12 protein-coding genes are annotated in these 20975 nt (G+C 58.1%); 11 read left to right on the top strand and 1 reads right to left on the bottom strand.

Features of this window, described 5'->3' with window-relative positions:
• Positions 1–155: 155 nt before the first annotated feature.
• Positions 156–3485: a diguanylate cyclase gene (locus SK53_RS01950; protein WP_048208376.1), complete on the top strand. Its 3330-nt coding sequence runs from the start codon at positions 156–158 to the stop codon at positions 3483–3485.
• Here the strand turns inward: SK53_RS01950 and alkA are convergent.
• On the bottom strand, positions 3450–4322 hold the full coding sequence (alkA, locus tag SK53_RS01945) for a DNA-3-methyladenine glycosylase 2 (RefSeq protein ID WP_003862082.1): 873 nt from the start codon (positions 4320–4322) through the stop codon (positions 3450–3452). The genes SK53_RS01950 and alkA overlap by 36 nt on opposite strands.
• A gap of 130 nt (positions 4323–4452) precedes the next feature.
• Here alkA and yegD point away from each other — a divergent pair, with 130 nt between their 5' ends.
• From yegD to SK53_RS01895, 10 genes are all read left to right on the top strand, one after another.
• Positions 4453–5805, top strand: a complete 1353-nt coding sequence (yegD, locus tag SK53_RS01940) for a molecular chaperone (protein ID WP_048208374.1) — start codon at positions 4453–4455, stop codon at positions 5803–5805.
• A gap of 216 nt (positions 5806–6021) precedes the next feature.
• A complete protein-coding gene (locus SK53_RS01935) occupies positions 6022–7224 on the top strand; it encodes an MdtA/MuxA family multidrug efflux RND transporter periplasmic adaptor subunit (protein ID WP_022651490.1) in 1203 nt (400 codons plus the stop codon).
• Complete coding sequence (locus tag SK53_RS01930; protein WP_022651491.1) at positions 7224–10346, top strand: MdtB/MuxB family multidrug efflux RND transporter permease subunit; 3123 nt, start codon at positions 7224–7226, stop codon at positions 10344–10346. Before SK53_RS01935 ends, SK53_RS01930 begins: the two co-directional genes overlap by 1 nt.
• A complete protein-coding gene (gene mdtC, locus SK53_RS01925) occupies positions 10347–13424 on the top strand; it encodes a multidrug efflux RND transporter permease subunit MdtC (protein ID WP_045350252.1) in 3078 nt (1025 codons plus the stop codon).
• Positions 13425–14840, top strand: a complete 1416-nt coding sequence (locus SK53_RS01920; RefSeq protein WP_003862087.1) for an MFS transporter — start codon at positions 13425–13427, stop codon at positions 14838–14840. It abuts the gene before it with no gap.
• Positions 14837–16240 carry an envelope stress sensor histidine kinase BaeS gene (gene baeS / locus SK53_RS01915; RefSeq protein WP_006811258.1) on the top strand — a complete coding sequence of 468 codons (1404 nt, stop codon included), beginning with the start codon at positions 14837–14839 and terminating at the stop codon, positions 16238–16240. The genes SK53_RS01920 and baeS overlap by 4 nt, the downstream gene beginning before the upstream one ends.
• Entirely contained in the window at positions 16237–16959 is a 723-nt protein-coding gene (gene baeR / locus SK53_RS01910) for an envelope stress response regulator BaeR (protein WP_015572364.1), read from the top strand. Before baeS ends, baeR begins: the two co-directional genes overlap by 4 nt.
• A gap of 605 nt (positions 16960–17564) precedes the next feature.
• The gene (gene yegQ, locus SK53_RS01905; RefSeq protein WP_022651495.1) at positions 17565–18926 is read left to right on the top strand and encodes a prephenate-dependent tRNA uridine(34) hydroxylase TrhP; all 1362 of its coding nucleotides are present in this window, start codon (positions 17565–17567) and stop codon (positions 18924–18926) included.
• Positions 18927–19335: 409 nt separating this feature from the next.
• Complete coding sequence (locus tag SK53_RS23720; RefSeq protein ID WP_048208372.1) at positions 19336–20301, top strand: hypothetical protein; 966 nt, start codon at positions 19336–19338, stop codon at positions 20299–20301.
• Between the two features lie 7 nt (positions 20302–20308).
• The gene (locus tag SK53_RS01895) at positions 20309–20914 is read left to right on the top strand and encodes a hypothetical protein (protein WP_050871419.1); all 606 of its coding nucleotides are present in this window, start codon (positions 20309–20311) and stop codon (positions 20912–20914) included.
• The last annotated feature ends 61 nt before the right edge of the window (positions 20915–20975 follow it).

Below are 20975 nucleotides of genomic sequence, written 5' to 3'. Positions count from 1 at the left end.
TCTTCGCAGAGTAACTATTTTATAAGTCTATGAAGTCAAAATCTGAGCACTCGGCATATGAATTGTAAAATGTTTGTACTAGCATAAACCAAATTATTAATTTCACGCGTCCGGACCTGGCTCCTGACAACATGGCGTCCCTGGATAGAGCGGTAATGAATAAACAATACCAGCGGGTTTTGGTTACTACCCCACATCCTTTACTGCGGCTTGTCTGTCTGGGTCTGGTCACGTTCATCTTCACCTTATTTTCCCTCGAGCTGACTCGCTTCGGTACGCTGCTGGCGCCATTGTGGTTCCCGACTTCAATAATGATGGTAGCGTTTTACCGCCACGCGGGAAAAATGTGGCCCGGCATTGCCCTCGCCTGCTCTTTTGGCAATATCTTTGCCTCGTGGATGCTCTTCTCATGGGAATCGCTCAACATCACCTACACGGCGATCAATATCATTGAGGCCACGGTTGGCGCGCTGTTACTGCGTAAACTGCTCCCCTGGTATAATCCGCTGCAAAACCTCAACGACTGGGTCCGGCTTGCCCTCGGCAGTGCCCTTGTGCCGCCGCTGGTGGGGGGCGTTCTGGTTCATTTTCTGGTGCCGAGCGCGGAGCCGCTGCGTAATTTCCTTGTCTGGGTACTTTCAGAGGCCATTGGCGCGCTGGCGCTGGTGCCTTTAGGTCTGCTGTTTAAACCGCATTACCTGCTGCGCCACCGCAATCCGAAACTGCTGCTGGAAACGCTGGTGACCCTGGTCGTTACGCTGGTTCTTTGCTGGACGGCAATCACCTGGCTGCCGTGGCCATTCACCTGCATCATCGTTCTGCTGATGTGGAGCGCGGTACGTCTGCCGCGTATGGAAGCGTTCCTGATATTTTTATTCACCATCATGATGGTGTCCCTGATGATGGCGCGAAATCCGCTCTCCATGACGCCCTCCTCCATGATCGTCACCTTCAACGCGCCGTGGCTCCCCTTCCTGATGATGCTGCTCCCCGCCAATATTACGACGATGGTGATGTATGCCTTCCGGGCCGAGCGTAAACATATTACGGAAAGCGAAGAACGTTTTCGTAATGCGATGGAATATTCCGCGATTGGTATGGCGCTGGTGGGCATTGAGGGCCAGTGGCTCCAGGCCAACAAGGCGCTGTGCAATTTCCTCGGTTACAGCCAGTCTGAACTCCAGTCGCTCACGTTTCAGCAGTTAACCTGGCCAGAAGATTTAAATACCGACCTGGAGCAGTTGGGACAGCTGATTAACGGGGAGATCAATAGCTACAGCCTCGAAAAACGCTACTACACTCGCAGCGGCGAGGTGGTGTGGGCGCTGCTGGCCGTCTCCGTTGTGCGCCATGCCGACGGCACCCCGCTTTACTTTATTGCCCAGATTGAAGATATCAACGACCTGAAACAGACCGAGTGGGTCAATAAGCGTCTGATGGAGCGTATCACCCTCGCGAACGAAGCCGGTGGCATCGGGATATGGGAGTGGGATCTCGAGCCGGACGTGATCAGCTGGGATAAGCGGATGTTTGAGCTGTACGAGATCCCCCCGCACATTAAACCCACCTGGCAGCTCTGGCATGCGGCCATGGTGCCTGAAGATCGCCCCCACGCCGAACAGGTGCTGCGAGAATCCCTTCAGGCCAGGGTGCCTTTCAAGCTGGAATTTCGCATTCGCGTCAAGGATGGCATCCGCCACATTCGTTCGCTGGCGAACCGGGTACTGAACAAACAGGGCGAAGTGGAGCGGCTGTTAGGGATCAACATGGATATGACCGAGGTGAAGCAGCTGAACGAGGCGCTGTTCCAGGAAAAAGAGCGCCTGCATATCACCCTCGACTCCATCGGCGAAGCGGTGCTGTGCACCGATATCGACATGAACATCACCTTTATGAACCCGGTCGCCGAGAAGATGAGCGGCTGGTCGCAAAGCGAAGCGCTGGGTCAGCCCGTTCTGAAGGTGCTGCACATTACCTTCGGCGAGAACGGTCCGTTAATGGAAAACATCCACAGCGGCGATATGTCCCGTACCGATATCGAACAGGACGTGGTGCTTAACTGCCGCAATGGCGGCAGTTTCGACATTCATTACAGCATTACCCCCCTCAGCACTCTGGAAGGTAACACCATCGGCTCGGTGCTGGTGATTCAGGACGTGACCGAGTCGCGCAAAATGCTGCGCCAGCTGAGTTACAGCGCCTCACATGACGCCCTGACCCACCTGGCGAACCGCGTCAGCTTTGAAAACCATCTGAAGCGTCTGTTGCAGACAGTACAGGAGACCCATCAGCATCACGCGCTGGTCTTTATCGATCTTGACCGTTTTAAGGCGGTGAACGATACCGCAGGTCACGCGGCGGGCGACGCGCTCCTGCGCGAACTCTCTTCGCTGATGCTGACTATGCTGCGTTCAAGCGACGTGCTGGCGCGTCTGGGCGGCGACGAGTTTGGCCTGCTGCTGCCGGACTGCAACGTCGAAAGCGCACGCTACATTGCGGGCCGGTTGATCGACGCCATCAACAACTATCATTTTTCCTGGGAAGGACGCCTGCACCGTATTGGTGCCAGTGCGGGGATTACGCTGATTGACGACACCAATTATCAGGCTGCGGAAGTGATGTCTCAGGCCGATATCGCCTGCTACGCCTCGAAAAACAGCGGGCGCGGTGTAGTCACCGTCTACGAACCCCAGCAGGAGCGGATCCACAGCACGCGCAGCATGATGTCGCTGGATGAGCAGTGGCACATGATTAAAGATAACCATCTGCTGATGATCGCCCGCAGCGTCGCCTCGCCGCGCATTCCCGAGAGCAGTAGCTTCTGGCTGATTTCCTTGCGGCTGTGGACCAGCCAGGGGGAAGTGCTGGAAGAGCATGCCTTCCGCGCCGGGCTGGCGGAGCCGGAGCTGCTGCACGCCCTGGACCGACGTATCTTCAGCGAATTCTTCCGTACCTATGCCGCACAGGTGTCGGCCAAAGGAATGGGCGTCGCGCTGCCGCTCTCAGAAGCGGGTTTAGCCAGCGTCACGCTGGTGGATGAGCTGCTCGACCTCATTACCAAAGGTCCGCTGCCGGCGCGGCTGCTGCATCTGGCGATCGCCGCTGATGTGCTGAGCAATACGGATGAAAACGTGCAGCAGGGTCTGCAAAAGCTTCGTCAGGCTGGCTGTCGCGTGGTGCTAACGCGGGTTGGACGCGATATGAACGTCTTCAGCCAGCTCAGCGCCAACACCGCTGATTATCTGCTGCTGGATGCAGACGTGGTGACCAACGTCCACGGTAATCTGATGGACGAGATGATGGTGACCATCATTCAGGGCCATGCCCAGCGTCTGGGCATAAAAACCATTGCCGGGCCATGCCATCAGTCGATCATGATGAATACGCTGTCGGGCATCGGCGTTGACTTTATCTACGGCGACACCATTGGGGAAGCGCAGCCGCTCGATCTACTGCTGAATACCAGCTATTTCGCCATCAACTGACGGCGACCAGCCGTCGGTGTACCAAATATGTAACAGCGCATACGAGCGCCACGGCTGCCAGCGCTCGGCGTAGCGACGGATCTGCGCGGGCGTCATACCGGCAAAGCGCTGTTTAATCAGATAATCATCCGGCAGGAAAACATCCTTCGCCTGCCAGCCGCGCAGGGCCAGATAATTCGCGGTCCAGCGCCCGATGCCGGGGCGCTGCTGTAGCGCCTTCATCCCGTCCTCAACGTTCGCGGGCGGGAACAGCGGGAATTCACCGTCCACCACCGACTGCGCCAGATGAATCAACGACTCCGCACGCTTGAGCGGCATCCCGAGTGCTTTCAACGCCAGCGGATCCACCGCGGCCAGTACCTCTGGCGGAGGAAAGCAGAGGTAGCCCGGCGCGTCCTGGATGGGTTCACCGCACAGCGCCACCACCCGTGACGCCAGTTTAGCCGCCATCGCCACGCTTACCAGTTGTCCAAGAATGGCGCGCACGCCCTGCTCGTAAGCATCCATTGCGCCGGGCAAACGTAACCCCGGCCGCGCCGCGCCGAGATCGCCGAGGGTCTGTGCAATGTGCTGCGGGTCGCAATCGAGGTCAAAAAGGCGGGCGATGCGGTCTAGGCAGATATCCGCCACCGGGATCAGGCCAGGGCTAAGCGACACCGCAAGCGTATGGGTTGCGCTGTCTGGCGTAACCCGGAAAACGCCCTTGTGCCCGGCATAGCCAAAACTGCGCTCGTAGTAATCCTTCGTAACGGTCTCAACCCCCGTGACCGCACGCGCGGCAAGAAAGCCAAACATCCACGACCAGTCGTAAGGCGGTTGCCAGTTCAGGGTGTACATTGTCTCTCCTTTTGTATTTACCTCAGCATAAACCGAAAGATCGCGTTGCGCCTTGCTTTCATATTCCTGTTGTCGCCTGACAGACATTTCGCTAAAGTCTCGCCCCTTCTCACCGGCATGGGGATTTATTGTGTTTATTGGATTCGACTATGGCACCGCAAACTGCTCGGTTGCGATAATGCAAAACGGACAACCGCAGCTCCTGAAAATGGAAAACGGCAGTACGCTGTTGCCGTCAATGCTCTGTGCGCCGACGCGTGAAGCGGTGAGCGAGTGGCTGTTCCGCCATCATCAGGTTCCTGCTACCGCAGCGGAAACCCAGGCGCTGCTGCGCCGTGCGGTCAGCTTTAACCGCGAGGAAGATATCGACGTTACCCCTTCCAGCGTGCAGTTCGGCCTCTCTTCCCTCGGGCAGTACATTGAAGATCCGGAAGAGGTCTACTTCGTTAAATCGCCGAAATCCTTCCTCGGCGCCAGCGGCCTGAAGCCACAGCAAGTGGCGATGTTTGAAGATCTGGTCTGCGCGATGATGCTGCACATCCGCAATCAGGCGCAGTCCCAGGTGCCGGATGCCATCAACCAGGCGGTAATTGGCCGTCCGATCAACTTCCAGGGGCTGGGCGGCGACGACGCCAACCAGCAGGCGCAGGGGATCCTTGAGCGTGCAGCGCACCGGGCTGGCTTCCGTGACGTGGTATTCCAGTATGAGCCGGTTGCAGCGGGGCTGGATTTTGAAGCCACGCTGACGGAAGAACAACGGGTGCTGGTAGTGGACATCGGCGGCGGAACGACGGACTGCTCATTACTGCTGATGGGTCCGAAGTGGCATCACCGTCGCGATCGTGAAAACAGTCTGCTGGGGCACAGCGGCTGCCGAGTGGGCGGTAACGATCTGGATATTGCCCTGGCATTCAAGAGCCTGATGCCGCTGCTCGGCATGGGCGGTCAAACCGAGAAAGGCATCGCCCTGCCGATCCTGCCGTGGTGGAACGCGATTGCCATCAACGACGTCCCTGCCCAGAGTGATTTTTACAGCACCGCGAATGGCCGTTTCCTCAACGATCTGGTGCGTGATGCACAGGATGCAGAGAAGGTCGCGCTGCTGTATAAGGTGTGGCGTCAGCGCCTGAGCTACCGCGTGGTGCGCACCGCCGAAGAGAGCAAAATCGCCCTTTCCGATCGTCCTGAGCATGCGGTTTCGCTGCCGTTTATCAGTGACGATCTGGCTACGGCTATCACCCAGGAAGGGCTGGAAATGGCGCTGACTCAGCCGCTTCAGCGTATTCTGGAGCAGGTGCAGCTGGCGCTTGAGAATGGCAAAGTGAAGCCGGACGTGATTTACCTGACCGGCGGTAGCGCCCGTTCGCCGCTGATCAAGAAAGCGCTGGCGGAACAGCTGCCGGGGATCCCGATTGCCGGCGGCGATGACTTTGGCTCCGTTACGGCAGGGCTGGCGCGCTGGGCGCAGGTGGTGTTTAGCTAATGGAGTTGTGCCGGGTGGCGGCTTCGCCTTACCCGGCCAACAAGATCCTCCAACCGTTGGCCGGGTAAGCGCAGCGCCACCCGGCGAAGGCGAAACCGCGGCACCACACTCAGACCATTCCTGACAGTCTTCCATATTTCCTCCATTTTTCCACTGTGTTACCTGACTAAACTAGTATCATTCCCCGAAAGAGTTTCAGGATGAGAACGTATAACGATGAAAGGCAGTAACAAATCCCGCTGGGCAATCGCCGCTGGTCTGATTGTGGTGGTCCTGGCCGCCGCCTGGTACTGGCACAGCCAGTCCGCGAACTCCACGGCACCTGCTGGCGCCAGTAGCCCCTCACAACGCCCAACGGGCGGCGGGCGCCACGGTATGCGCGGCGGTGCGCTGGCACCGGTGCAGGCGGCAACGGCGGTGAATAAAGCGGTGCCTCGTTATCTCTCCGGGCTGGGAACCATCACTGCCGCCAACACCGTGACGGTACGTAGCCGCGTAGACGGTCAGCTGATGGCCATCCACTTCCAGGAAGGTCAACAGGTGAAAGCGGGCGATCTGCTGGCGGAAATCGATCCAAGCCAGTTTAAGGTGGCCCTGGCGCAGGCGCAGGGGCAACTCGCGAAAGACAAAGCCACCCTCGCCAATGCCCGCCGCGATTTAGCCCGCTATCAGCAGTTGGTAAAAACCAACCTCGTGTCGCGCCAGGAGCTGGATACCCAGCAATCTCTGGTCAGTGAATCTCAGGGCACCATCAAGGCCGACGAAGCCGCGGTCGCCAGCGCCCAGCTCCAGCTCGACTGGAGCCGGATCACCGCGCCGATTGACGGCCGCGTGGGCCTGAAACAGGTTGATATCGGGAACCAAATCTCCAGCGGCGATACCACGGGCATCGTGGTGATCACCCAGACGCACCCTATCGATCTCGTCTTTACCCTGCCGGAAAGCGACATTGCGACGGTGATACAGGCGCAGAAGGCCGGAAAATCGCTGGTAGTTGAAGCCTGGGATCGCACCAACAAGCAGAAGCTGAGCGAAGGTTCGCTGTTGAGCCTGGATAACCAGATCGACACCACCACCGGCACCATCAAGTTAAAAGCACGCTTCAACAATCAGGACGATGCCCTGTTCCCGAATCAGTTCGTCAATGCGCGAATGCTGGTCGCGACCGAAGAAAACGCCGTGGTGATCCCGACGGCGGCCCTGCAAATGGGCAGTGAAGGCAACTTTGTCTGGGTGCTGAACAGCGAAAACAAGGTCAGCAAACACCTGGTGAAAACCGGGATCCAGGACAGTCAGACGGTGGTGATCAGCGCCGGGCTGTCCGCAGGCGACCGCGTCGTAACCGACGGTATTGACCGGCTGACCGAAGGGGCGCAGGTCGAGGTGGTGGAAGCGCAGAATACAGGAGCAAAAGCCTGATGCAGGTGATGCCGCCGAGCTCTACAGGTGGGCCATCACGCCTGTTTATTTTACGACCGGTTGCGACGACCCTGTTGATGGTGGCGATCCTGCTGGCCGGGATCATTGGCTACCGTTTTCTGCCCGTGTCGGCGCTGCCGGAAGTGGACTACCCGACTATTCAGGTTGTCACCCTCTATCCGGGCGCCAGTCCGGATGTGGTGACGTCCGCCATCACCGCCCCGCTGGAGCGTCAGTTTGGCCAGATGTCTGGCCTGAAGCAGATGTCCTCCCAGAGCTCGGGCGGTGCCTCGGTCGTCACGCTTCAGTTCCAGCTCGCGCTGTCGCTGGACGTCGCGGAACAGGAGGTGCAGGCCGCCATTAACGCCGCCACCAACCTGTTGCCGTCTGACCTGCCGAACCCGCCGGTTTACAGCAAGGTCAACCCGGCAGACCCGCCGATCATGACGCTTGCCGTCACCTCCTCCGCCATGCCGATGACGCAGGTGGAAGACATGGTCGAAACCCGCGTGGCGCAGAAGATTTCGCAGGTGACAGGCGTCGGGCTGGTGACGCTCGCAGGGGGACAACGCCCCGCGGTGCGCGTTAAGCTCAATGCCCAGGCCATTGCCGCGCTGGGGTTAACCAGCGAAACCATTCGCACCGCCATCAGCAGCGCCAACGTTAACTCAGCGAAGGGCTCGCTGGACGGCCCGACCCGCGCGGTCACGCTCTCCGCCAACGACCAGATGCAGTCCGCCGATGAATACCGTCAGCTGATTATTGCCTACCAGAACGGCGCACCGATCCGCCTGGGCGACGTGGCAACCGTCGAACAAGGCGCGGAAAACAGCTGGCTCGGGGCGTGGGCTAATAAGCAGCAGGCGATTGTCATGAACGTTCAGCGCCAGCCGGGCGCGAACATTATTGATACCGCCGACAGCATTCGCACCATGCTGCCGCAGCTGGTGGAAAGCCTGCCAAAATCGGTCAGCGTGAAAGTGCTCTCTGACCGCACCACGAATATTCGCGCGTCAGTGACTGACACCCAGTTCGAGCTGATGCTGGCGATTGCGCTGGTGGTGATGATCATCTACCTGTTCCTGCGCAACGTTCCGGCAACCATTATTCCCGCCGTTGCCGTGCCGCTCTCGCTGGTCGGGACGTTCGCGGTAATGGTATTTCTCGACTTCTCGATTAACAACCTGACGCTGATGGCGCTCACCATCGCCACCGGGTTTGTGGTGGACGACGCCATCGTGGTAATCGAAAACATCTCGCGCTATATCGAGAAAGGTGAAAAGCCGTTAGCCGCCGCGCTGAAGGGCGCGGGGGAGATCGGCTTTACCATTATTTCGCTCACCTTCTCGCTGATTGCGGTGCTGATCCCGCTGCTGTTTATGGGCGATATCGTCGGGCGGCTGTTCCGCGAGTTTGCCGTGACGCTGGCGGTCGCCATTCTGATCTCTGCCGTGGTGTCGCTGACGCTGACGCCGATGATGTGCGCCCGCATGCTGAGCCACGAATCTTTGCGCAAGCAAAACCGCTTCTCCCTCGCCTCCGAGCGGATGTTCGAGCGCATTATTGCCGCCTACGGCCGCGTGCTGGCGAAAGTCCTGAACCATCCCTGGGCGACGCTCGGCGTGGCCCTCGGCACGCTGGCGCTCAGCGTCATGCTGTGGATTTTCATTCCGAAAGGCTTCTTCCCGATTCAGGACAACGGCATTATTCAGGGCACGCTTCAGGCGCCACAGACGGTCTCCTTCGCCAACATGGCGCAGCGCCAGCAGCAGGTGTCTGAGATCATCATGAAAGATCCGGCGGTGGAAAGCCTGACTGCCTACGTGGGCGTGGACGGCACCAACCCGTCGCTTAACAGCGCGCGCCTGCAAATTAACCTTAAACCGCTCGATGACCGTGACGATCGCGTCAACGCGGTTATTGAGCGTCTGCAAAGCGCTGTGGCGCGCGTACCGGGCATTGAGCTGTATCTGCAACCGATCCAGGATTTAACCATTGATACGCAGGTGAGCCGCACGCAGTACCAGTTTACGCTCCAGGCCACCTCGCTTGATGCACTCAGCACCTGGGTGCCGCAGCTGGTGGACAAGCTGAAAGCACTGCCGCAGATTTCTGACGTAAGCAGCGACTGGCAGGATAAAGGGCTGGCGGCGTACGTAAACGTCAACCGCGACACCGCCAGCCGTCTGGGCATTACCATGTCCGACGTGGATAACGCGCTGTATAACGCCTTTGGCCAGCGCCTTATCTCCACCATTTACACCCAGGCGAACCAGTATCGCGTGGTGCTGGAACATAACACCGAGAACACGCCCGGGCTTGCCGCGCTGGACTCGATACGCCTGACCAGCAAAGACGGCGGGATTGTGCCGCTCAGCGCCATTGCCAGCGTGGAAGAGCGTCACACCCCGCTGTCGATTAACCATCTCGATCAGTTCCCATCCACCACCATTTCGTTCAACGTGCCGGACGGTTATTCCCTGGGCGAAGCGGTGGAGGCCATTCTGGGTGCGGAGAAAGAACTCAGCTTCCCGTCAGATATTCAGACCCAGTTCCAGGGCAGTACTCTGGCGTTCCAGGCCGCGCTGGGCAGCACCGTCTGGCTGATTGTCGCGGCGGTGGTGGCGATGTATATCGTGCTTGGCGTGCTGTATGAAAGCTTTATCCACCCGATCACCATTCTCTCCACCCTGCCGACGGCGGGCGTGGGGGCACTGCTGGCGCTGATGCTGGCGGGGAGCGAACTGGACGTGATTGCGATCATCGGCATCATTCTGCTTATCGGCATCGTGAAGAAAAACGCCATCATGATGATCGACTTTGCGCTGGCCGCCGAGCGCGAGCAGGGTATGGCGCCGCGCGAGGCCATTTACCAGGCCTGTCTGCTGCGTTTTCGCCCGATCCTGATGACCACCCTCGCCGCCCTGCTGGGCGCGCTGCCGCTGATGCTGAGCACCGGCGTGGGGGCCGAACTGCGCCGTCCGCTGGGCATCGGGATGGTCGGCGGCCTGCTCGTAAGCCAGGTGCTGACGCTGTTTACCACGCCGGTTATCTATCTGCTGTTTGACCGTCTGGCCCTGTGGACGAAAAGCCGCTTCCCGAAACGTGAAGAGGAGGCGTAAGTGAAGTTTTTCGCCCTCTTCATTTACCGTCCGGTGGCGACGATTTTACTCTCCGTCGCTATCACCCTGTGCGGCGTGCTGGGCTTCCGGCTGCTGCCGGTGGCCCCGCTGCCGCAGGTCGATTTCCCGGTGATCATGGTCAGCGCCTCGCTGCCGGGTGCCTCGCCGGAAACCATGGCCTCATCGGTGGCGACGCCGCTTGAGCGCTCGCTTGGTCGAATTGCCGGGGTTAACGAGATGACCTCCAGCAGTTCGCTGGGCAGCACGCGCATCATTCTGGAATTCAATTTCGACCGGGACATCAACGGCGCGGCGCGTGACGTGCAGGCCGCGATTAACGCCGCCCAAAGCCTGCTGCCGAGCGGCATGCCGAGCCGTCCAACCTATCGCAAGGCCAACCCCTCCGACGCGCCGATCATGATCCTGACGCTTACGTCAGAGACCTACTCCCAGGGCGAGCTGTACGATTTTGCCTCCACCCAGCTGGCGCAAACCATCGCCCAGATTGACGGCGTGGGCGACGTGGACGTCGGCGGCAGCTCCCTGCCCGCCGTGCGCGTGGGGCTGAATCCGCAGGCGCTGTTTAACCAGGGCGTGTCGCTGGACGACGTGCGTTCCGCCATCAGCAACGCCAACGTGCGTAAGCCGCAGGGCGCGATTGAGGACAACAGCCACCGCTGGCAGATCCAGACTAACGACGAGCTGAAAACCGCCGCCGAGTATCAGCCGTTGATTATTCACTACAACAACGGCGCGGCGGTGCGCCTGAGCGACGTCGCCAGCGTCACCGATTCGGTGCAGGACGTGCGTAACGCCGGGATGACCAACGCCAAACCGGCGATTTTGCTGATGATCCGCAAGCTGCCGGAAGCCAACATCATTCAGACGGTGAACAGCATCCGCACGCGCCTGCCGGAGCTTCAGGAAACGATTCCGGCGGCCATCGATCTCCAGATTGCGCAGGACCGCTCCCCCACCATCCGCGCCTCGCTTGAGGAGGTAGAGCAAACGCTGATCATCTCCGTCGCGCTGGTGATCCTGGTGGTGTTCCTGTTCCTGCGCTCGGGGCGCGCGACGCTGATCCCGGCGGTGGCGGTGCCAGTATCGCTGATAGGCACCTTTGCCGCCATGTACCTGTGCGGCTTTAGCCTTAACAACCTGTCGCTGATGGCGCTGACGATTGCCACCGGGTTTGTGGTGGATGACGCCATCGTGGTGCTGGAGAATATCTCGCGCCATCTGGAAGCGGGCATGAAGCCGCTCCAGGCGGCGCTTCAGGGGACGCGCGAAGTGGGCTTCACGGTCCTGTCCATGAGCCTGTCGCTGGTAGCGGTATTCCTGCCACTGCTGCTGATGGGCGGCCTGCCGGGGCGACTGCTGCGCGAATTTGCCGTCACGCTTTCCGTCGCCATTGGTATCTCACTGGTGATTTCGCTGACGCTGACGCCGATGATGTGCGGCTGGATGCTAAAGCGCAGCCAACCGCACTCGCAGCCGCGCAGGAAAGGCTTTGGCCGCGTCCTGATGGCGATGCAGTCCGGCTACGGCAAATCGCTGAAATGGGTGCTGAACCACACGCGTATTGTCGGGCTGGTGCTGATCGGCACCATCGTCCTCAACGTCTGGATGTATATCACCATCCCGAAAACCTTCTTCCCGGAGCAGGATACCGGGGTGCTGATGGGGGGCATTCAGGCGGACCAGAGCATTTCGTTCCAGGCGATGCGCGGCAAACTGCAAGACTTTATGAAAATCATCCGGGAAGATCCGGCCGTGGATAACGTCACCGGCTTTACCGGCGGCTCGCGCGTTAACAGCGGGATGATGTTTATTACCCTTAAGCCGCGCGGTGAACGTCACGAAACGGCGCAGCAGATCATTGACCGCCTGCGGCTGAAGCTTGCCAAAGAGCCGGGGGCAAATCTGTTTTTGATGGCCGTTCAGGATATCCGCGTCGGCGGACGACAGGCTAACGCCAGCTATCAGTACACCCTGCTCTCGGATGACTTAGCCGCCCTGCGCGAGTGGGAGCCGAAGATCCGTAAAGCGCTGGCCGCGCTGCCGCAGCTGGCGGACGTGAACTCTGACAGCCAAAACAACGGTGCGGAGATGGCGCTCACCTACGATCGTGAAACCATGGCCCGCCTGGGCATTAACGTGGAGGCGGCCAACAGCCTGCTGAACAACGCCTTCGGGCAGCGTGAAGTCTCTACCATCTATCAGCCGATGAACCAGTACAAGGTGGTGATGGAGGTGGATCCGCGCTACACCCAGGACATCAGCGCGCTGGACAAGATGTTTGTGATCAATGATGACGGTAAGGCGATTCCGCTGTCGTACTTCGCCAGCTGGCAGCCGTCGAACGCCCCGCTGTCGGTGAACCACCAGGGGCTTTCCGCCGCCTCGACCGTCTCGTTTAACTTGCCAACCGGCTCGTCGCTGTCTGAGGCCAGCGATGCCATTAATCGCGCCATGACCCAGCTCGGGGTGCCCTCCTCGGTGCGCGGCAGCTTTGCCGGTACGGCGCAGGTGTTCCAGGACACCATGAACTCGCAGGTTATTTTGATTCTGGCGGCCATTGCCACGGTTTATATCGTGCTGGGCGTGCTGTACGAAAGCTACGTGCACCCGTTGACCATTCTCTCCACGCTTCCCTCTGCGGGCGTGGGGGCGCTGCTGGCGCTGGAGCTGTTCGGTGCCCCATTCAGTCTTATCGCGCTTATCGGGATCATGCTATTGATTGGCATCGTGAAGAAAAACGCGATAATGATGGTCGACTTTGCCCTGGACGCCCAGCGCAACGGCAACCTGACGCCGGACGAGGCGATATTCCAGGCCTGTCTGCTGCGTTTTCGCCCGATCATGATGACCACGCTGGCCGCGCTGTTCGGCGCGCTGCCGCTGGTCATATCCGGCGGTGACGGCTCTGAACTACGCCAGCCGCTGGGGATCACGATCGTTGGCGGCCTGGTGATGAGCCAGCTGCTGACGCTCTACACGACGCCGGTAGTCTATCTGTTCTTTGACCGCCTGCGGCTGCGTTTTTCGCGTAAAAAGAGAACCACGGTGACCGAGTAAATGACCGACCTACCCAGTAACGTTCGCTGGCAATTGTGGATCGTCGCGTTCGGCTTCTTTATGCAGTCGCTGGACACGACTATCGTGAACACCGCCCTCCCCTCGATGGCGAAAAGCCTGGGGGAGAGCCCGCTGCACATGCATATGGTGATTGTCGCCTACGTGCTGACGGTCGCCGTGATGCTGCCTGCCAGCGGCTGGCTGGCGGATAAAGTCGGCGTGCGAAACATCTTCTTCACCGCCATTGTGCTGTTTACCACCGGGTCGCTGTTTTGCGCCCAGGCCAATACCCTCGACCAGCTGGTGATGGCGCGCGTGCTACAGGGCGTCGGCGGCGCGATGATGGTACCCGTCGGGCGGTTAACGGTGATGAAAATTGTTCCGCGCGCGCAGTATATGGCGGCGATGACCTTCGTCACCCTGCCCGGTCAGGTCGGCCCGTTGCTTGGCCCGGCGCTGGGCGGGATTCTGGTGGAGTATGCCTCCTGGCACTGGATCTTCCTGATCAACCTGCCGGTCGGTATTATCGGCGCGATTGCCACCCTGACGCTGATGCCGAACTATAAAATGCAGACCCGGCGCTTTGATTTCTTTGGCTTCATCCTGCTGGCAGCTGGCATGGCGACGCTTACCCTCGCGCTCGACGGGCAAAAAGGGCTGGGGATCTCCTCCCTGTCGCTCGCCCTGCTGGTAGCGCTGGGTGTCACCGCCATTCTCTGGTATCTGTGGCATGCCAGAGGTAACGCTAACGCGCTGTTCAGCCTGAATCTGTTCAAGAATCCCACCTACCGTCTTGGTCTGTTCGGCAGCTTTGCCGGACGCATCGGCAGCGGCATGTTGCCGTTTATGACGCCGGTATTTTTACAGATTGGGATGGGCTTCTCGCCGTTCCATGCCGGGCTGATGATGATCCCGATGGTACTTGGCAGCATGGGGATGAAGCGTATTGTGGTGCAGGTGGTGAACCGCTTTGGCTATCGCCGCGTGCTGGTGGCCGCCACGATCGGGCTGGCGTTGGTCTGCCTGCTGTTTATGGCCGTGGCGCTGCTGGGCTGGTACTACATCCTGCCGCTGGTGCTGTTCTGCCAGGGGATCATCAACTCCATGCGCTTCTCGTCGATGAACACCCTGACGCTGAAAGATCTGCCGGACGAGCTGGCAAGCAGTGGTAACAGTCTGCTGTCGATGATCATGCAGCTCTCCATGAGCGTGGGGGTCACGGTTGCCGGATTGCTGCTCGGCATGTACGGTCAGCACCATCTCAGCGCCGACACCCCCGTCGCGCATCAGGTCTTTTTATACACTTACCTCAGCATGGCGGTAATTATCGCTCTGCCCGCTTTTATCTTTGCCAGAGTGCCGAATGACACGACCAAAAACGTCGTGATCCGACGCGGCAAAAGGAGTGCACCATGAAATTCTGGCGTCCGGGGATCACCGGTAAGCTTTTTGTGGCGATTTTCGCCACCTGTATCGTCCTGCTGATTACTATGCACTGGGCGGTGCGGGTCAGCTTTGAGCGCGGCTTTATTGACTACATCAAGCACGGTAACGAACAGCGTTTACAGGGCTTAAGCGACGCGCTGGGGGAACAGTATAGCCTGCACGGTAACTGGCGTTTTCTGCGCAACAACGATCGCTTTATATTTCAAATTCTGCGCTCGCTGGAGCACGATAATGACGACGACCGTCCGGGACCGGGCATGCCGCCGCACGGCTGGCGCACCCAGTTCTGGGTGATTGATCAGGAGATGCGCGTGCTCGTTGGCCCACGCTCTCCGGTACCGCCGGACGGCACAAAGCGCGCCATTACCTCGAACGGCGCCACGGTGGGCTGGGTTATCGCCTCCCCGGTCGAGCGGCTGACGCGCAACACCGACATCAACTTTGACCGCCAGCAGCGTCAGACCAGCTGGTTGATTGTCGCGCTTTCTACCCTGCTTGCGGCGCTCGCCACCTTCCCGCTGGCGCGCGGCCTGCTGGCGCCGGTTAAGCGCCTGGTGGAAGGCACGCACAAGCTGGCGGCGGGTGATTTCTCGACCCGCGTGGACACCCGCAGCCAGGATGAACTGGGCAAGCTGGCGCAGGACTTCAACCAGCTCGCCAGCACGCTGGAAAAAAACCAGCAGATGCGCCGCGATTTTATGGCCGACATTTCGCACGAGCTGCGCACCCCGCTGGCGGTGCTGCGCGGCGAGCTGGAGGCGATTCAGGACGGCGTGCGGCAGTTCACCCCCGAGTCGGTGGCCTCGCTTCAGGCGGAAGTCGGTACGCTGACCAAACTGGTGGACGATCTGCATCAGCTTTCCATGTCCGACGAAGGCGCCCTGGCTTACCAGAAAGCACCGATCGATGTGATCAATATCCTTGAAGTCGTGACCGGCGCATTCCGCGAGCGCTTCGCCAGCCGTGACCTGAAAATCAACCTTTCGCTGCCGGACAGTGCGGTGGTGTTCGGCGACAGAGATCGCCTGATGCAGCTGTTCAATAATCTGCTGGAGAATAGCCTCCGCTACACCGACGGCGGCGGCGCGCTGCATATCTCCGGCAGGCAGGAAAACGGGCGCTTTGCCCTGACCTTTGCGGACTCCGCCCCTGGCGTGAAGGATGCGCAGCTGGAAAAACTGTTCGAGCGCTTCTATCGCACCGAAGGTTCACGCAACCGCGCCAGCGGCGGTTCCGGCCTTGGGCTGGCCATTTGCGTTAACATTGTGGAGGCCCATGGCGGCACCATCCGCGCCGCCCATTCGCCTTTTGGCGGGGTTAGCATTACAGTAGAGTTACCTCTGGAACGGGATTTATCGAGGGAAGCATGACCGAGTTACCGATTGACGACAACACACCGCGTATTTTGATCGTGGAAGACGAGCCTAAACTTGGGCAACTGCTGATCGACTATTTGCGCGCTGCGAGTTACGCGCCAACGCTTATCAGCCACGGCGACCAGGTGCTGCCCTACGTGCGCCAGACGCCGCCGGATCTGATCCTGCTGGATCTGATGCTGCCGGGTACCGACGGCCTGACCCTGTGCCGCGAAATTCGTCGTTTCTCCGATGTTCCCATCGTGATGGTGACGGCCAAAATCGAAGAGATCGATCGTCTGCTGGGGCTCGAAATCGGCGCTGACGATTACATCTGCAAGCCTTACAGCCCGCGGGAGGTGGTCGCTCGCGTGAAAACCATCCTCCGCCGCTGTAAGCCGCAGCGTGAATTGCAGGTGCTGGATGCGCAAAGCCCGCTGATCGTCGACGAAAGCCGTTTCCAGGCGAGCTGGCGCAGCAAACTTTTGGATCTCACCCCCGCAGAGTTTCGCCTGTTGAAAACGCTCTCCCACGAGCCGGGCAAAGTGTTTTCCCGCGAGCAGCTGCTCAACCATCTGTATGACGATTACCGCGTGGTGACCGACCGCACCATCGACAGCCACATCAAAAACCTGCGCCGCAAGCTGGAGGCGCTGGACGCCGACCAGTCGTTTATTCGCGCGGTGTACGGCGTGGGGTATCGCTGGGAAGCGGATGCGTGCAGGATTGCCTGAATACCCCCCTCACCCTGCCGTCTCCCCAAAGGGAGAGGGTTCCCCAGCAATTTGAAAGCAAAAGCTATAACGTTGCCTCAGAATAACTGAGGGCTTTCAGCGATGCCTCGGTCCGGCTGTAAATCGCTGAGGCGTTTCCTGTAGGCCGGGGCGAGGCGCAGGGATGCGCCGAGAGGGCGGGCTTTACAGGGATGTTACCTCCGCCCTTCCCCGATAAGCCGGAAGGAATAAGCCGAAGGCACCGCGAAGCGGCGATTTACCGCCGGAAGCCCGGGTCGCCAGGGTGGTGGCGACTGAGCCACCCTGGCACGTTCACCGGCCATGTCGTGACAGAGTAGCAAGGAACATAACGTGAACGGAATGACCACCAGAGCCGTATGTTCCCCCTCACCCCAGCCCTCTCCCTCAAGGGAGAGGGGGCCGTCTGTGCAGGCATTATTTTGTGGGGAACCCTCAGCCCCAAAGGGGAGAGGGTTAGGGTGAGGGGCAAAGCTTTACCTCTCTTCCCCGCAGCGCTACAATGCCCGCCCTTAAAGTGGGGGATCTCCCCTTACCGCTGCATCAGGTGCATGCGGATCTGACCTGTCATCAGAACGAGAACAAACATGTTTAAACCGGAACTCCTTTCCCCGGCGGGAACGCTGCAAAATATGCGTTACGCTTTCGCCTATGGCGCCGACGCCGTCTACGCGGGCCAGCCGCGCTACTCGCTGCGCGTGCGTAACAACGAATTCAACCACGAGAATCTTCAGCTCGGCATCAACGAAGCGCATGCCCTGGGCAAAAAATTCTACGTGGTGGTGAACATCGCGCCGCACAACGCCAAGCTGAAAACATTCATTCGTGACCTGAAGCCGGTCGTGGAGATGGGGCCGGACGCGCTGATCATGTCGGACCCGGGTTTAATCATGCTGGTTCGGGAGAATTTCCCGGAGATGGACATTCACCTCTCAGTGCAGGCTAACGCCGTCAACTGGGCAACGGTGAAATTCTGGAAACAGATGGGGCTGACCCGCGTCATTCTGTCCCGCGAGCTGTCCCTCGAAGAGATCGAAGAGATCCGCACCCAGGTGCCGGATATGGAGATCGAAATCTTCGTTCATGGCGCGCTGTGCATGGCCTACTCCGGCCGCTGCCTGCTCTCTGGCTATATCAACAAGCGTGACCCGAACCAGGGCACCTGCACCAACGCCTGCCGCTGGGAATATAACGTTCAGGAAGGCAAAGAGGATGACATCGGTAACATCGTGCATAAACACGAGCCGATCCCGGTCACCAACGTTGAGCCAACGCTGGGTATCGGCGCGCCTACCGACAGCGTGTTTATGATCGAAGAAGCCAAACGTCCGGGTGAGTACATGACCGCCTTCGAAGACGAGCACGGCACCTACATCATGAACTCTAAAGATCTGCGCGCCATCGCGCACGTCGAGCGTTTAACCAAGATGGGCGTACACTCCCTGAAAATTGAAGGCCGCACCAAGTCTTACTACTACTGCGCCCGTACCGCACAGGTATATCGCAAAGCCATCGACGATGCCGCTGCCGGTAAACCGTTCGACACCAGCCTGCTGGAAACGCTGGAAGGTCTGGCGCATCGCGGCTATACCGAAGGTTTCCTGCGTCGTCACACTCACGACGACTACCAGAACTACGAGCATGGCTATTCGATTTCCGAACGCCAGCAGTTTGTAGGCGACTTCACCGGCGAGCGTAAAGGCCCGCTGGCCGCCGTCGCCGTAAAAAACAAATTCACTAAAGGCGACAGCCTGGAGCTGATGACGCCGCAGGGCAACATGAACTTCCGACTGGAGCACCTGGAAAACAAAAAAGGTGAGGCGATTGAGGTCGCACCTGGCGACGGCCATGTGGTCTGGCTGCCGGTTCCTGAAGAGGTGGAGCTGGAGTTTGCGCTGCTGATGCGTAATTTTGAAGGTGAAAATACCCGAAATCCACACGGCAAATAGTCAATCAACGGGATTTTTTCACGCTGGGATAATTCTTAGAATCGGATCACATACCGCTTCGTTCAATACGGGTATTATCCCCCCCGCTGAAAAACATAACCCATAAATGCTAGCTGTACCAGGAACCACCTCCTTAGCCTGCGTAATCTCCCTTACGCGGGCTTATTTTTTTGTTAACTCCTGAAATTTTTCCCCCTGATAAATATGGCGTTGCATTGACCCGGGAAAGGTTGTGTCAGCATTAGGCGTATCATCTAAGCAAATCGAACGAACAAAGGATCCTAATCACATTTTTTAATGGATTTGAGAGGGATGAACACTATTCGGAACATTCCTAATTTTAAGTGTTAACAGGACCTTTACTCTTGATTTATTAACAATCAACGTTTCACACGGACGGAGAGATGAAGTGACATTCACAGGACAATTTTCAAAGGATCTTCCAGATTACGAACTCGCACGCAGTCTTGGTCTTGCCTCTGGCGGCGATATAAATTTCACAGCACTTGCAGGTCAACTGGACTGTAGCAGAAATTTTAGCCAGGCCGGGATTATCTACTCAGACGGTACACGTCAGTGGCTAGTACGGCCATCAAGAAGGATTGCGACACCAAACGAAAGCTCGGTTAGTCATGTAGTCATAACCAAAGTAAATGCCGCATTAGTTAACCCTGTTCAGGCAACAACGGCGACGATTAATTCCCCTTCCCTGGCAACTGAAATTGGTTCAACGGCAATTTCCTGCGGAGCCGCAATTCTTACTGTTGTACTTGCGGCAGGGGCCGGTATGGCTATACCTCTCACTGCAGGGTCTTCCGGTGCTATAGCCGCTGTGATTTTAGCCGGTGGTGTAGCAACTGGAATCCAATGTGCAAATGGGCTTGGCCGACTATCGTTGATTGCTATGAATCATGATGATTACGTTGCGTGGATGGATTCCCAGGAGTGGTATACAGCAACCAACACAGCCCTGGATGCGATTTCTCTTGCCGGGGCTGCTGCGGGTTTAAAAAGCGCTGCATTAACATATCGCCTTCTTAACCGCTCATCGTCTGAGAGTTTGCTCTCCTTATTACAAAAAATGAGCCGGGCCGACCGTACGCGATTAACAGAGGAGATTATTCGTATCCGCAATCCCGGCATCTCGAATTCAGGTGTAAAAGCAGCAATGAAGGCAGGCGTGTATCCCAAACGTTATCCGTCAGAAGCGTTGCAGTTGCTCTTACAGCGTGAGTTGCTGAATACCATTTCAAATTCTTCTGCCTTCGTTGGAAGTGCCATCTCAGGAAATATCAGAAATCCACAGAATGTTGCACAAACGGGTAAATACATTTTTGGTTTAATTCAGTCTTTTTCATTTACAGGAAATTATTGACCCGTCCATGATGAAATACATTAGAGATAGCCTTGCATTAAGTGCTTTGGTTAAAAGTAAAATGGCGACCGATGATCTCAACCAGCTTGAAACATTAAAAGAACAGTTAAAAGATCGGTTCGGCGTTCCTGTGGGCGTCCATATGACAGGAATTCCTTTGGCAGTGAGCACGTTACTGGCTATTTTTTGCTACGCCATGCTGCAAGTGTCCCTCTGGTTGTTGCTGTTTCGCTGGCTCGGCTTACCCGAATTTAAGGTTATGATGGGAGTATTCATTGCAGCGATTGTGTATTGTCTGGTAGTGATGAGCACGATGTTTCTGACTACACGAGGTTCTTTACCTGGATATAAACTGCATATTTTCGTCATTACGCTGACAGGCATAATGAGCATCATTTATTTCATCTGGACGGGGATTTCGCTTTTATTCGGCCCTGTTGAGAACTACACACCGCAAATAACCTCTTTGCTGGGGCTGGGATTTTTCTTTCTGAACATTATGTGGATGAATTCATCGATTTTTTACCGCTCCATTGCGCTAACGCTACATAATCGGGTCTGGCGTAAGCAGCTCAAAATCGAGGCAAGGCCAATGTCACACCTCAAACGTTGACCACAATAGTCAATTGAGCGGCAGTAGTATGCACTGTAAGCGCTACGGGGTTCTTTAGTCG

It is taken from the genome of Enterobacter sp. MGH119, assembly GCF_001037675.1.
Lineage (GTDB): Bacteria > Pseudomonadota > Gammaproteobacteria > Enterobacterales > Enterobacteriaceae > Enterobacter > Enterobacter hormaechei_C.
Note: the sequence above shows the minus strand (reverse complement) of the source record. Positions and strands in the feature narration are given on the sequence as shown.